Below are 13,400 nucleotides of genomic sequence, written 5' to 3'. Positions count from 1 at the left end.
CTAAAAAGCGCGCCGCGTGTTCATTAATAGAATACAAAGCCGCCGTTGAGTAGACGCTTCACCAGATTTGGCAATGCTGGATCGGCTCCTCGGTTACTGCAAATACGAAAAAACTAAAACAAATTACATCTTTTCCACTTGGCCAAACTCGAGCTCAACTGGCGTACCGCGACCAAAGATTGTAACAGAAACACGTAACCGTGACTTCTCGTAGTTCACTTCCTCGACATTGCCATTGAAATCGGTAAACGGGCCTTCTTTAACCCGCACCATCTCGCCAACTTCAAATAAGGTCTTCGGCTTAGGTTTATCAACCCCAGCCTGCATTTGATCCATGATTTTGCTGACTTCGGCAGTTGAAATGGGGGAAGGGCGATTGCGCACTCCACCGACAAAACCCGTAACTTTGGGGGTATTTTTGACCAAATGCCAGCTTTCATCGGTCATTTCCATCTCAATGAGTACGTATCCAGGGAAAAAACGCCGCTCTGAAACCGACTTTTGCCCCGCTTTAATCTCTACAACCTCTTCAGATGGCACCAAAATACGGCCAAATTTATCGAGCATGCCCGATTGGGCGATCCGCTCTTCCAGGCCCTTTTTCACGCTTTTTTCCATGCCGGAGTAGGCGTGAATCACGTACCAGCGCATATTGCCAGTGGCTTGGGGGTTGGTGGCTAATTCTGCATCAATCATTTTTTACTCACTTCCAGCCCAACAGGACTGAAAAAACTAACCATTCAATTAATTTGTCTGCAAACCATAAAAATAGCGACATGATTAGGACAAAGCCAAAAACAACCAGAGTCATTTGGGTTGCTTCTTTGCGGGTGGGCCAGACTACCTTTTTGACCTCATACCAAGACTCTCTTGCATAAACAATGAAACGTTTGCCCTCTGGGGAGATGGCAACAATACCTACTGCCAGTGCAATACCGCCAAACAAAATTGCTAAACGCAGCCAAATTGTTTGATCATTCAGGATGTAATACAAAACTAAAGCAACAATAACGATAGCTACTGCAAGGAAGGTAACCCAAGCAGATTTAGATTCGTTATGACTAAGCGACTGTTGTGACATGTAATTTCAATTCAAACGTGTGGCAGGGGCGGAGGGCATCGAACCCCCAACCTTTGGTTTTGGAGACCAACGCTCTGCCAATTGAGCTACGCCCCTATTTTTCAATTAATCAAACCCTAAGCCAAAATCTTTGCAACTACACCAGCACCAACTGTACGGCCACCTTCACGAATCGCAAAACGTAAGCCTTCTTCCATGGCGATGGGAGCAATCAGTTTTACGGTAATCGTGACGTTATCGCCTGGCATCACCATCTCTTTATCTTTTGGCAACTCAATCGATCCGGTTACGTCAGTAGTACGGAAGTAAAACTGGGGGCGATAGTTGTTAAAGAAGGGCGTATGACGACCACCTTCATCTTTTGACAGCACATAGACTTCAGCGGTGAAGTGGGTATGCGGTGTAATTGAACCGGGCTTCGCTAAAACTTGACCCCGTTCGACTTCTTCACGCTTAGTGCCGCGCAATAAAATACCGACGTTATCGCCTGCTTGACCTTGATCGAGTAATTTGCGGAACATCTCAACCCCAGTACAGGTGGTTTTGATGGTGGGCTTAATACCGATGATTTCAATTTCTTCACCAACTTTAACAATGCCACGCTCGATACGGCCAGTAACGACTGTACCGCGACCGGAGATCGAGAAGACATCTTCTACTGGCATCAAGAACGCGCCGTCAACTGCACGCTCGGGGGTGGGAATATAAGTATCTAAGGCTTCGGCTAAGGCCATGATGGCGCCTTCACCGAGTTCGCCCTTGTCGCCTTCTAAGGCAAGCTTAGCCGAACCTTTAACGATGGGGGTGTCATCACCAGGGAAGTCGTATTTGGATAAGAGCTCACGCACTTCCATTTCGACTAACTCGAGTAGTTCAGCGTCATCGACCATATCGCACTTATTTAAAAAGACGATGATGTAAGGCACGCCAACTTGGCGGGCGAGCAAAATATGTTCGCGGGTTTGGGGCATTGGGCCATCGGCAGCAGAGACCACTAAGATGGCGCCGTCCATTTGTGCAGCACCAGTAATCATGTTCTTAATGTAGTCGGCGTGACCTGGGCAATCGACGTGCGCGTAGTGACGATTCTTGGTCTCATACTCAACGTGGGCAGTATTAATGGTAATACCGCGAGCCTTCTCTTCTGGCGCAGCGTCAATTTGATCGTACGCTTTTGCTTCGCCACCAAACACTTTAGAGAGCACGGTGGTAATTGCCGCAGTCAGGGTTGTTTTGCCATGGTCAACGTGGCCAATCGTACCGACGTTAACGTGCGGTTTAGTCCGTTCAAATTTTTCTTTTGCCATTTTTTATCTGCCTTCTGTTTAACTCTTTAATTAATTAAATCTATTCACTTGCACAAAAAACATGGTGCCCATGGGCAGGATCGAACTGCCGACCTCTCCCTTACCAAGGGAGTGCTCTACCACTGAGCCACATGGGCAAAATCTACTGCTGATATTCAGCTGGAGCGGGTGAAGGGAATCGAACCCTCGTCATAAGCTTGGAAGGCTTCAGCTCTACCATTGAGCTACACCCGCAGCGTTTTATCAACTCATTCGCCAACTATCTTCACTCAAATCTCTTAACCCGCTGCTTATTGCTAATTCCTACCGCCACTACTGAGAAGCACTACTGTATTCCTTACATCTGGTGGAGAGAGTTGGATTCGAACCAACGTAGGCGTAAGCCAACAGATTTACAGTCTGCCCCCTTTAGCCGCTCGGGCATCTCTCCGCGAACCGAACATTTTCACCTGAACCAGCCGGCATGTCAATCTGTAAGTCCTTTTCCCACAAGTAAAAACGCCCAGACCTAAGAGGGTCTGGGCGTTACATTGGTGCCCGGCAATTACCTACTTTCACACGGGTAATCCGCACTATCATCGGCGTTGAGTCGTTTCACTGTCCTGTTCGGGATGGGAAGGGGTGGTTCCAACTCGCTATGGTCACCGGGCGTAGAGGGTGGGGTTGTTTATTCAACAACCCCATTTGAGTAAGCAAATTTGGATAGCGATTCAATTTATATCAATCGCACAAACATCCAACACCAATGGTGCTGGTTATAGGATCAAGCCTAACGGGCAATTAGTATCGGTTAGCTTAACGCATTACTGCGCTTCCACACCCGACCTATCAACGTTGTGGTCTTCAACGACCCTTTATGGAGCTTAAAGCTCCGGGAGATCTCATCTTCAGGCAAGTTTCCCGCTTAGATGCTTTCAGCGGTTATCTCTTCCGTACATAGCTACCCTGCGATGCTTCTGGCGAAACAACAGGTACACCAGCGGTACGTCCACTCCGGTCCTCTCGTACTAGGAGCAGCCCCCGTCAAATCTCCAACGCCCATGGCAGATAGGGACCAAACTGTCTCACGACGTTTTAAACCCAGCTCACGTACCTCTTTAAATGGCGAACAGCCATACCCTTGGGACCGGCTACAGCCCCAGGATGAGATGAGCCGACATCGAGGTGCCAAACACCGCCGTCGATATGAACTCTTGGGCGGTATCAGCCTGTTATCCCCAGAGTACCTTTTATCCGTTGAGCGATGGCCCTTCCATACAGAACCACCGGATCACTATGACCTGCTTTCGCACCTGCTCGACTTGTCGGTCTCGCAGTTAAGCACGCTTTTGCCATTGCACTTTAGGCACGATGTCCGACCGTGCCAAGCGTACCTTCGTACTCCTCCGTTACACTTTGGGAGGAGACCGCCCCAGTCAAACTGCCTACCATGCACTGTTCCCGACCCAGATAATGGGCCAAGGTTAGAACCTCAAACAAACCAGGGTGGTATTTCAAGGTTGGCTCCATCAGGACTAGCATCCTAACTTCAAAGCCTCCCACCTATCCTACACAGACCGGTTCAAAGTCCAATGCAAAGCTACAGTAAAGGTTCATGGGGTCTTTCCGTCTAGCCACGGGTAGATTGCATCATCACAAACATTTCAACTTCGCTGAGTCTCAGGAGGAGACAGTGTGGCCATCGTTACGCCATTCGTGCAGGTCGGAACTTACCCGACAAGGAATTTCGCTACCTTAGGACCGTTATAGTTACGGCCGCCGTTTACTGGGACTTCAATCAAGAGCTTGCACCCCATCATTTAATCTTCCAGCACCGGGCAGGCGTCACACCCTATACGTCCACTTTCGTGTTTGCAGAGTGCTGTGTTTTTATTAAACAGTCGCAGCCACCTTTTTATTGCAACCCCTTTGCCCTTCCGTTGTTCACGGTCAAGCTACCAGGGCGCACCTTATCCCGAAGTTACGGTGCAAATTTGCCGAGTTCCTTCTCCTGAGTTCTCTCAAGCGCCTTAGAATACTCATCTCGCCCACCTGTGTCGGTTTGCGGTACGGTCTTGTTAGACTGAAGCTTAGAGGCTTTTCTTGGAACCACTTCCAATTGCTTCGCGAGCAAGCTCACTCGTCCCACACCCTTGAATTACGCTACCGGATTTACCTAATAGCCATCTCCAATGCAGGAACCGGGAATATCCAACACCCGGACAACTTTCCGCGATCCGTCCCCCCATCGCATCTAACAATGGTCAAGGAATATTAACCTTGTTCCCATCAGCTACGCATCTCTGCCTCGCCTTAGGGGCCGACTCACCCTGCGCCGATGAACGTTGCGCAGGAAACCTTGGGCTTACGGCGAGGGGGCTTTTCACCCCCTTTATCGCTACTCATGTCAGCATTCGCACTTCTGATACCTCCAGCATGGTTTACACCACACCTTCACAGGCTTACAGAACGCTCTCCTACCATCACATTGCTGTGATCCGCAGCTTCGGTTATATGCTTAGCCCCGTTACATCTTCCGCGCAGGACGACTCGATCAGTGAGCTATTACGCTTTCTTTAAAGGATGGCTGCTTCTAAGCCAACCTCCTGACTGTTTTAGCCTTCCCACTTCGTTTCCCACTTAGCATATATTAGGGACCTTAGCTGGCGGTCTGGGTTGTTTCCCTCTTGACACCGGACGTTAGCACCCGATGTCTGTCTCCCGTGCTTGCACTCATAGGTATTCGGAGTTTGCTATGACGCGGTAATCCGCAATGGACCCCACAATCATGACAGTGCTCTACCCCCTATGGTGATACACGAGGCACTACCTAAATAGTTTTCGGAGAGAACCAGCTATTTCCAGTTTTGTTTAGCCTTTCACCCCTATCCACAGCTCATCCCCTAACTTTTCAACGTTAGTGGGTTCGGTCCTCCAGTACGTGTTACCGCACCTTCAACCTGGCCATGGATAGATCAACTGGTTTCGGGTCTACACCCAGCAACTAACGCCCTATTCGGACTCGCTTTCGCTACGCCTTCCCTATTCGGTTAAGCTTGCTACTGAATGTAAGTCGCTGACCCATTATACAAAAGGTACGCAGTCACCCCTTACGAGGCTCCTACTGATTGTATGCATGCGGTTTCAGGATCTATTTCACTCCCCTCCCGGGGTTCTTTTCGCCTTTCCCTCACGGTACTTGTTCACTATCGGTCGATTACGAGTATTTAGCCTTGGAGGATGGTCCCCCCATATTCAGACAGGATTTCACGTGTCCCGCCCTACTTGTCTCTAGCCTAGTACCACCCAATAATTTTCACATACGGGACTATCACCCTATATTGTTGGACTTTCCATTCCATTTTGTTAATTACTGAGCTATCACTAGAAGGCTCTTCCCATTTCGCTCGCCACTACTCTGGGAATCTCGGTTGATGTCTTTTCCTCTCGCTACTTAGATGTTTCAGTTCACGAGGTTCGCTCCACACACCCTATGTATTCAGGTGTGGGTGCCGCAAAAGCGGCGGGTTTCCCCATTCAGAAATCCCCGGATCAAAGCTTATTTGCCAGCTCCCCGGGGCTTATCGCAGGCTATAACGTCTTTCGTCGCCTGTAATCGCCAAGGCATCCACCACATGCACTTATTCACTTGATCCTATAACGAGCACCATTGCTAGTAACCGTTACAGGTTTTTACTTCTACTTCTGACATGTTTGCGCCGTAATCCAAACAATTTAAAACTCTTGCTTGTATTACTTTTGATTGATGATTCAATCACTACCCATATTACTTGTCTGATGCACTCTCAAAGATACATCAGACACTTTGCTTACTCAAATTTTTAAAGAACAGCCAAAAGAAAATGGCAAAACTAAACGTTTTGAATCGCTTAGTTTTGCTATTTAGTTTGATGGTGGAGGATGACGGGATCGAACCGACGACCCCCTGCTTGCAAAGCAGGTGCTCTCCCAGCTGAGCTAATCCCCCATCGACCCACTAAGTCTGTATTGCTTTTGGTGGTGGGTCTGGTAGGACTTGAACCTACGACCCCCGCCTTATCAAGACGGTGCTCTAACCAGCTGAGCTACAGACCCGTGGCTTTTGTTGTCAATCGATAAGTGTGGGCACTAAAGTTCCAGCATCTTTCTCTAGAAAGGAGGTGATCCAGCCGCACCTTCCGATACGGCTACCTTGTTACGACTTTACCCCAGTCATGAACCCTGCCGTGGCAGTCGCCCTCCTTGCGGTTAGGCTAACGGCTTCTGGCAAAACCCACTCCCATGGTATGACGGGCGGTGTGTACAAGACCCGGGAACGTATTCACCGCGACATTCTGATCCGCGATTACTAGCGATTCCAGCTTCACGAAGTCGAGTTGCAGACTTCGATCCGGACTACGATGCATTTTCTGAGATTAGCTCCCCCTTGCGGGTTGGCAACCCTCTGTATGCACCATTGTATGACGTGTGAAGCCCTACCCATAAGGGCCATGAGGACTTGACGTCATCCCCACCTTCCTCCGGTTTGTCACCGGCAGTCTCTTTAGAGTGCTCTTTCGTAGCAACTAAAGACAAGGGTTGCGCTCGTTGCGGGACTTAACCCAACATCTCACGACACGAGCTGACGACAGCCATGCAGCACCTGTGTTCACTTTCCCTTACGGGCACCTAATGTATCTCTACTTCGTTAGTGACATGTCAAGGGTAGGTAAGGTTTTTCGCGTTGCATCGAATTAATCCACATCATCCACCGCTTGTGCGGGTCCCCGTCAATTCCTTTGAGTTTTAATCTTGCGACCGTACTCCCCAGGCGGCTGACTTCACGCGTTAGCTACGTTACTGAGAATGTAAATTCCCAACAACTAGTCAGCATCGTTTAGGGCGTGGACTACCAGGGTATCTAATCCTGTTTGCTCCCCACGCTTTCGTGCATGAGCGTCAGTGTTATCCCAGGGGGCTGCCTTCGCCATTGGTATTCCTCCACATATCTACGCATTTCACTGCTACACGTGGAATTCTACCCCCCTCTGACACACTCTAGCTATACAGTCACAGGCGCCATTCCCAGGTTAAGCCCGGGGATTTCACGCCTGTCTTGTATAACCGCCTGCGCACGCTTTACGCCCAGTAATTCCGATTAACGCTCGCACCCTACGTATTACCGCGGCTGCTGGCACGTAGTTAGCCGGTGCTTATTCTTCAGGTACCGTCATTCGCAGACTGTGTTAGAGCTGCTGTTTCTTCCCTGACAAAAGAGCTTTACAACCCGAAGGCCTTCTTCACTCACGCGGCATTGCTGGATCAGGGTTGCCCCCATTGTCCAAAATTCCCCACTGCTGCCTCCCGTAGGAGTCTGGGCCGTGTCTCAGTCCCAGTGTGGCTGATCGTCCTCTCAGACCAGCTACTGATCGTCGCCTTGGTGGGCTTTTACCCCACCAACAAGCTAATCAGGTATCGGCCGCTCTCATAGCGCGAGGCCTTACGGTCCCCCGCTTTCCCCCTCAGGGCGTATGCGGTATTAGCACAGCTTTCGCTGCGTTATCCCCCACTATGAGGCACGTTCCGATATATTACTCACCCGTTCGCCACTCGCCACCAGGTGCAAGCACCCGTGCTGCCGTTCGACTTGCATGTGTAAGGCATGCCGCCAGCGTTCAATCTGAGCCAGGATCAAACTCTTCAGTTTAATTCCTGTGATCCTTGCGGATCGTCGCACTCATTCAAGAAATTGACTTGGTTAAAAACCAAATCTTTTTACTGTCTTGAGTACTGTTTTATTTACATCTGTCCCGAAGGACTGGATGCCTTTACCCAGTACCCACAATTATCGATTGACTAATTTTTAAAGAGGGCTGAAATGGCTTTTTTAAGAAATTTCAGCGAAGTCCGCTACTATGACACAAGAATTGCAAGATGTCAACACCCATCTAGGTATTTCTGCTGATATTTTCAGAAATTCTTTACAAAAAACGGCCAAATCTGAAGATTAGGGAAAACCCTAGTCAAAAGCGCAAAACGGGGTAAAATGATGCAATGCACAAAATATGCTTTAAGGGTGCCGCAAAACCTACCCGCAAACCATTTATTTGTGGGCTTAATAGCCTGCCAGTGAGAGAACTGCATGCCGGTCATCGCGCAGCTATCTTGGCGCATTTTTTGCTTTTAGATTCAGAAGATCGCCGTTTACGCTTTGGCCTTCCATCTACTGATGTCGTTATTCAAAGCTATGTTGCCGAGCTTGACTTTAAGCGGGATGCAATTTTTGGAATTTTCGATACCAACTTAAAGCTGATCGCGATTGCTCACCTAGCCTATTTACCGGTTGGGAACAAACGCAGTAAAGCTGCCGAATTTGGGGTTTCCGTTCTAGCCGAAAATCGGTATCAAGGGTGTGGCGCTGCATTACTAGGACGAGCAATCGTCCATGCGCGCAATACTCAGGTCACCACTTTATTTGTGCATTGCTTAGCGCAAAATAAAATCATGGTGCATTTGGCACTAAAAGCAGGTATGCAAATTGACTATGCCTATGGTGAAGCGGAAGCCTGCTTAAAGCTACCACCCGCAAATTCCAGCACGATTTTTGCTGAGGCCGTTAATGTCCAGCTTGCAGATTTTGATTTCGCCGTTAAATCCAATCTAAATCAATCAAATAAAGCTTTACGCTGGTTGCTGAAAAAAACCAAGGCCCAATAAGCAGGCCTAGTGCTGGCATCTTTATTGGGTTGCTGGCTTAGTTTTGTGGTGCCGGCTTAGTAGCCGCTGCAGCTGAATTTTTATTGGCCTGGTCAATGCGCTCTTTGTCAGCCTCAGAAATCAAATCAAAAAACGTATAAACCGCTTTCACACCATTTGTTGAGCTCGCAATTTTCTTTGCACTTGCAGCCTCGGCTGCGGTCAAAATACCGAGCATATAAACGTTTGTACCTTCAGTCACGATAACCATTGAATTGGATGGGAGATTATTAGTAAAAATCATTTCCGTTTTAATTTTTGAAGTGAGATAGGCATCATTGGCTCGTGCCGTATAAGAACTAATGGGCCCAATGGTAAGTTCGTTAAAGACAGTACGAACATTTTTTAATTGCTTCACATCTGCTTCTGCTTGGCTTTTCATTTCTGCTGTTTTTACTTCACCAGTTAAAAGAACCTGTTGATTAAATGACGTTACATTGATGTGCGCGTCTTTGCCAAACTTATTGCTGAGCTGCGCCCCAGCTTCTAACTGAATTCCAATGTCGGTTGCTTGAGCAGCTGCGGTGCGACGGTCGGCTAGCACGCTTGCGCTGCCTGCAACTGCGCCGACCGCAATGACACCGCAGGCATTTAATAAGCCCAGCAATGACAACAGACATAACAGCGCACTCACTGAACGAAATAGCGTTTTCATCTGACCTGACCTCTAAAGTTAATCGAGCAAAACATGATCAATCCCATCGCATAAGGCATGCAACAGAATTAAATGTGTTTCTTGAATTCGAGCCGTGCGCGACGCGGGCGCACATAAAAGTAAATCGTTTGCGCCTAGTAAGTTGCTTAACTGACCACCGCCATTGCCGCTGAAGGCAATGACTTGAATGCCCATGGACTGCGCCGCCACAATTGCTTTCAACACATTTTTAGAGTTGCCAGAAGTAGTGATGGCCAATAAAATATCACCGGTTTTGCCAAGGCCGCGCACTTGCTTGCTAAACACTTCGTCATAGCTGTAGTCATTACCCACTGCAGTCAAAATAGAGGTGTCGGTGGTGAGGGCGATTGCTGCTAACTCACGCCGCTCGCGCTCAAAACGACCGATCAGTTCGGCAGCAAAATGTTGTGCATCGGCGGCTGAACCCCCATTACCACAGGCCATAATCTTGCCGCCGGCCTGAAGACAGTTAGCCATCGCCAAAATGGCTTGGGCTGCTAGCGCTGACAGAGTCTTCGCGGCCGCTTCTTGGCACGCAATACTATCTAAGAAATGCTGCGCGGTTCGCGTCTCTAAGCTCGGCAGGGTCTGGTTATTCATCCTAATATTATGCCCCTAGTTTTACCAAGGGGCGATAAGCTGCCATCAAAATGCGGCCTTAAGCCACTCTAGTTGATCGCCTTTTATAGCAATCACGTCAAAGCGGCACGACGGATAGTCCTTAGCGCGATAGTGGGATTGCAAATAGTATTGAGCTGTTTTATAAATCTTATTTTGTTTGCTGGCGTTAATGCTAGCTAGGGCGCCGCCCCAATTGCTTGAGCTACGCGCCCTGACTTCTACAAACACTAAAGTAGCTTGATCACGCATAATCAAATCAATCTCGCCCATGCGGCAGCGATAATTTAAGGTGACGAAGCTGAGACCTGCGCGATGAAGATACTCTTTTGCTGCTGCTTCAGCTTTTTTACCGATGTTGTGAATGTGAATGGAGTGTCACCATGGAATTGGGTATAGCGGATTTTCTACAACAACAAGATTTACCGGCTAGTGCATTGTATGTAGTGGCTACACCGATCGGTAATTTAGGTGATATAACCTTGCGCGCGTTACATGTATTAAATGCAGTTGATGGCATTGCTTGCGAAGATACGCGTCATAGCGCTGCCCTGTTGCGGGCATTTGGCATTCATAAGAAATGTGTAGCGCTACATGAGCACAATGAGGTTGCGGCTACTAAAAAAATGATCTCCCACTTAAAGCAGTCGCAACGTTGGGCTTATATTTCGGATGCTGGTACGCCAGGCATTTCAGATCCCGGCGCTAAGCTCGTCGGTGCCGTTCAGCAAGCGGGGTTTCGGGTGATCCCCATTCCGGGGCCCAGTGCGCTTACAGCGATTGCCTCAGTTGGCGGCGGGGCACTTGATCATTTACAAGGCCGCTTTCAATTTATTGGCTTCTTGCCCCATAAGGTAAAAGAGCGTGAGCGCGTTTTAAATGAAATTAATTTGTCTGCGCAAGCGAGTATTTTTCTTGAGTCGCCACATCAAATCCAATCTAGCTTATTGAATCTATCAGCGATTCTTAAACCTGAGCGCGAAATCATTATTGGTCGTGAGCTGACTAAAAAATTTGAAGCAATCGCTTTTTTAACTGCAGGCGCCTTAAAAGACTGGCTTGCCAACGCAATTAGTCTTAAGGGAGAATTTATTATTTTAGTCGCCGGAGAGAAGTCTAGTGAACCACAGTCAGCCGACGCAGTGGCAGTACATCGCTGGATTAATGTACTTGCTGAATATTTAGGTAGCAAAGAGATTGCTAAGGTGGTGTCTACGGCTACCGGCATGCCCCAAAAAGCGGCGTATCAATTAGCGCTGATGGCTAAAAAACATTAACTCTATTTGGCTGCGGCCTTCGCGGCTGGAGCTGTGATTGCAGCGACCGCGGGTGGCACTGGCGCTGTATTTTCCGCCACTGAGGGTGGTACTGCGGCCGCACTCAGGGTAACCTGCCCAACCGGTTTAATCCGTTGTGCGATTCCTTTTTCTGCCTCAATGCTGCCGCCAGATTCGCGTTGGCCGCTATTAACATAAACCATTAACAATAAAATAATGAGAAGCGGAACAAAAAAACTGAGGCTAACCACCACAATTAATTGTTTTGGGGTTTTAATTAAACTACCGTGACCATTGCTCATTATTTTGCTCTTTTGCTAGTTTTTTTCGTTGATTTGTTAATTATAGCCAGCCCGAACGATTCCGGCACTTACAATAGAGCCTTAGTTCTTAATGCGCCCGTAGCTCAGTGGATAGAGTATTGGCCTCCGAAGCCAAGGGTCGCGCGTTCGATTCGCGCCGGGCGCACCAGCATGGGTAACTTTGATGGGTAACTTTGATCCAAATCAAGCGGAAAAAACCAAAAAGCTCTATCATTCAAGCGTCTAAACCTCTATTTACATTGTGTCCAACTCTTTAAACCCCTCCTATGTTGATTCTTCGCGCGTTGCGCCGCTAACGCCCGATCAACCATTGCCTCACCGTAAAATTATTCGCAGCTGGTTAGAGCCGATGGCGAAGGGCGAAACGAGTCGGGCAATTGCTTTACTTTTGTTTGACGCAACACTTTGGCTAGGCGCCATTTTTGCCACCGTCTATTTTGAACATATTTTGCTTAAAATACTTTTTGGCGTAATCGCAGGATTTATCACAGGACGTATCTTTATCCTTGGGCACGATGCTTGTCATCAAAGCTTTACCGCTAATCGCGAACTGAATAAAGTACTTGGACGCATTGCCTTTTTGCCTTCGTTAACCCCCTACAGCCTCTGGGACATTGGTCACAACGTTGTTCATCACGGGCAAACGAATTTAAAAGGTTTTGATTTTGTGTGGGCGCCACTTTCAAAAGCCGAGTTTGATGCTTTACCTGCATGGCGCCAAACCCTTGAGCGCATTTATCGCAGCGGCTGGGGCCCAGTACTGTATTACATGATTGAAATCTGGTGGAAAAGAGAATACTTTCCCAATGCCACTTATAAGCCAGCGAACCGTGCCATTTTTATGAAAGATAACTATTTGGTCTCGGCCTTTGCGGTTCTGTGGCTTGGCTCACTCATTGCTGGGGCTTGGCTTACCGACCAATCGATTTGGATTACCCTGCTCACCGGTTTTGCTTTGCCATTTTTATTTTGGAATGGCATGATTGGTTTTGTAGTTTACGTACACCACACCCACCCCTCAGTGTCTTGGTACGATAAAAAATCGGAATGGTTAAGGGCTCAGCCCTTTGTTTCTACCACCGTTCATCTGACTTTTAATTTTGTCTGGGGCGCATTAATGCACCATATCATGGAGCACACGGCTCACCATGTAGATATGTCGATTCCCCTATATCGTCTTAAAGAGGCTCAGGCGAAGCTAGAAACTGTTTTACCAGAGCGAATTTTTATCCAAAAATTCTCCTGGAAATGGTATTTTGATACTGCCAGAGCTTGTAAGCTGTATGACTTTGAAAATAAGGCCTGGCTAGATTTTGATGGCAATAAAACCGCTGATTCAGTGAAAATTATGCTGACGCCTGCCCCAGCTTGCTAAAACGGGTAAAATAGCATTTCTGTAGATTA

At 48.1% G+C, this 13,400-nt stretch carries 10 protein-coding genes, 7 tRNA genes and 3 rRNA genes; 4 read left to right on the top strand and 16 right to left on the bottom strand.

What is annotated here, in order from left to right; translation table 11 throughout:
* Nucleotides 1–123: 123 nt before the first annotated feature.
* The 12 genes from nusG to LZG75_RS01525 all read right to left on the bottom strand — a co-directional run bounded on the left by nusG (nt 124) and on the right by LZG75_RS01525 (nt 8,053).
* Nucleotides 124–696, bottom strand: coding sequence for a transcription termination/antitermination protein NusG (nusG, locus tag LZG75_RS01580; protein ID WP_233923307.1), 573 nt, complete (start codon nt 694–696; stop codon nt 124–126).
* 7 nt (nt 697–703) lie between these two features.
* Nucleotides 704–1,081 carry a preprotein translocase subunit SecE gene (gene secE / locus LZG75_RS01575; protein WP_233934845.1) on the bottom strand — a complete coding sequence of 126 codons (378 nt, stop codon included), beginning with the start codon at nt 1,079–1,081 and terminating at the stop codon, nt 704–706.
* 20 nt (nt 1,082–1,101) lie between these two features.
* A tRNA-Trp gene (locus LZG75_RS01570) sits at nt 1,102–1,177 on the bottom strand.
* Nucleotides 1,178–1,197: 20 nt separating this feature from the next.
* Nucleotides 1,198–2,388 carry an elongation factor Tu gene (gene tuf, locus LZG75_RS01565; RefSeq protein WP_233923298.1) on the bottom strand — a complete coding sequence of 397 codons (1,191 nt, stop codon included), beginning with the start codon at nt 2,386–2,388 and terminating at the stop codon, nt 1,198–1,200.
* Nucleotides 2,389–2,450: 62 nt separating this feature from the next.
* A tRNA-Thr gene (locus LZG75_RS01560) sits at nt 2,451–2,525 on the bottom strand.
* A 23-nt stretch (nt 2,526–2,548) separates the two neighbouring features.
* A tRNA-Gly gene (locus tag LZG75_RS01555) sits at nt 2,549–2,622 on the bottom strand.
* Nucleotides 2,623–2,732: 110 nt separating this feature from the next.
* Nucleotides 2,733–2,818: transfer RNA gene (locus LZG75_RS01550), tRNA-Tyr, on the bottom strand.
* Nucleotides 2,819–2,923: 105 nt separating this feature from the next.
* A 5S ribosomal RNA gene (gene rrf, locus LZG75_RS01545) occupies nt 2,924–3,037 on the bottom strand.
* A gap of 110 nt (nt 3,038–3,147) precedes the next feature.
* A 23S ribosomal RNA gene (locus LZG75_RS01540) occupies nt 3,148–6,022 on the bottom strand.
* 257 nt (nt 6,023–6,279) lie between these two features.
* Nucleotides 6,280–6,355, bottom strand: a tRNA-Ala gene (locus LZG75_RS01535).
* Between the two features lie 30 nt (nt 6,356–6,385).
* Nucleotides 6,386–6,462 (bottom strand) — tRNA-Ile (locus LZG75_RS01530).
* Nucleotides 6,463–6,520: 58 nt separating this feature from the next.
* Nucleotides 6,521–8,053 (bottom strand): 16S ribosomal RNA (locus LZG75_RS01525).
* The 16S, 23S and 5S rRNA genes sit together here with 5 tRNA genes alongside, the layout of an rRNA operon.
* 347 nt (nt 8,054–8,400) lie before the next feature.
* On the opposite strand from LZG75_RS01525, the gene LZG75_RS01520 reads away from it, so the two are divergent.
* Nucleotides 8,401–9,063 carry a GNAT family N-acetyltransferase gene (locus tag LZG75_RS01520; RefSeq protein WP_233934844.1) on the top strand — a complete coding sequence of 221 codons (663 nt, stop codon included), beginning with the start codon at nt 8,401–8,403 and terminating at the stop codon, nt 9,061–9,063.
* A 37-nt stretch (nt 9,064–9,100) separates the two neighbouring features.
* On the opposite strand, the gene LZG75_RS01515 is transcribed toward LZG75_RS01520, so the two are convergent.
* From LZG75_RS01515 to LZG75_RS01505, 3 genes are read right to left on the bottom strand one after another with little or no spacing between them, the layout of a single operon-like run.
* Nucleotides 9,101–9,757, bottom strand: a complete 657-nt coding sequence (locus LZG75_RS01515) for a BON domain-containing protein (protein WP_233934843.1) — start codon at nt 9,755–9,757, stop codon at nt 9,101–9,103.
* Between the two features lie 18 nt (nt 9,758–9,775).
* The gene (locus LZG75_RS01510) at nt 9,776–10,378 is read right to left on the bottom strand and encodes a phosphoheptose isomerase (RefSeq protein ID WP_233934842.1); all 603 of its coding nucleotides are present in this window, start codon (nt 10,376–10,378) and stop codon (nt 9,776–9,778) included.
* A 45-nt stretch (nt 10,379–10,423) separates the two neighbouring features.
* Nucleotides 10,424–10,762 carry a YraN family protein gene (locus LZG75_RS01505; RefSeq protein ID WP_370635393.1) on the bottom strand — a complete coding sequence of 113 codons (339 nt, stop codon included), beginning with the start codon at nt 10,760–10,762 and terminating at the stop codon, nt 10,424–10,426.
* Between the two features lie 17 nt (nt 10,763–10,779).
* Here LZG75_RS01505 and rsmI point away from each other — a divergent pair, with 17 nt between their 5' ends.
* Nucleotides 10,780–11,673, top strand: coding sequence for a 16S rRNA (cytidine(1402)-2'-O)-methyltransferase (gene rsmI, locus LZG75_RS01500; RefSeq protein WP_233923312.1), 894 nt, complete (start codon nt 10,780–10,782; stop codon nt 11,671–11,673).
* 2 nt (nt 11,674–11,675) lie between these two features.
* On the opposite strand, the gene LZG75_RS01495 is transcribed toward rsmI, so the two are convergent.
* Nucleotides 11,676–11,975 (bottom strand): hypothetical protein, encoded by a 300-nt coding sequence (locus LZG75_RS01495; protein WP_233923313.1) that lies wholly within the window; start codon nt 11,973–11,975, stop codon nt 11,676–11,678.
* Between the two features lie 93 nt (nt 11,976–12,068).
* On the opposite strand from LZG75_RS01495, the gene LZG75_RS01490 reads away from it, so the two are divergent.
* A tRNA-Arg gene (locus LZG75_RS01490) sits at nt 12,069–12,144 on the top strand.
* Between the two features lie 201 nt (nt 12,145–12,345).
* A complete protein-coding gene (locus LZG75_RS01485) occupies nt 12,346–13,371 on the top strand; it encodes a fatty acid desaturase (protein ID WP_233923391.1) in 1,026 nt (341 codons plus the stop codon).
* The last annotated feature ends 29 nt before the right edge of the window (nt 13,372–13,400 follow it).

This window comes from Polynucleobacter sp. IMCC30063 (genome assembly GCF_021395235.1).
GTDB lineage: Bacteria > Pseudomonadota > Gammaproteobacteria > Burkholderiales > Burkholderiaceae > Polynucleobacter.
Note: the sequence above shows the minus strand (reverse complement) of the source record. Positions and strands in the feature narration are given on the sequence as shown.

What these genes read in the sequence shown, in the direction of transcription:
- LZG75_RS01485 (WP_233923391.1), top strand. Translation starts at nt 12,346, where the DNA reads ATGGCGAAGGGCGAAACGAGTCGGGCAATTGCTTTACTTTTGTTTGAC.
- LZG75_RS01510 (WP_233934842.1), bottom strand. Translation starts at nt 10,378, where the DNA reads ATGAATAACCAGACCCTGCCGAGCTTAGAGACGCGAACCGCGCAGCAT.
- rsmI (WP_233923312.1), top strand. Translation starts at nt 10,780, where the DNA reads ATGGAATTGGGTATAGCGGATTTTCTACAACAACAAGATTTACCGGCT.
- tuf (WP_233923298.1), bottom strand. Translation starts at nt 2,388, where the DNA reads ATGGCAAAAGAAAAATTTGAACGGACTAAACCGCACGTTAACGTCGGT.
- LZG75_RS01495 (WP_233923313.1), bottom strand. Translation starts at nt 11,975, where the DNA reads ATGAGCAATGGTCACGGTAGTTTAATTAAAACCCCAAAACAATTAATT.
- LZG75_RS01520 (WP_233934844.1), top strand. Translation starts at nt 8,401, where the DNA reads ATGCACAAAATATGCTTTAAGGGTGCCGCAAAACCTACCCGCAAACCA.
- LZG75_RS01515 (WP_233934843.1), bottom strand. Translation starts at nt 9,757, where the DNA reads ATGAAAACGCTATTTCGTTCAGTGAGTGCGCTGTTATGTCTGTTGTCA.
- nusG (WP_233923307.1), bottom strand. Translation starts at nt 696, where the DNA reads ATGATTGATGCAGAATTAGCCACCAACCCCCAAGCCACTGGCAATATG.
- secE (WP_233934845.1), bottom strand. Translation starts at nt 1,081, where the DNA reads ATGTCACAACAGTCGCTTAGTCATAACGAATCTAAATCTGCTTGGGTT.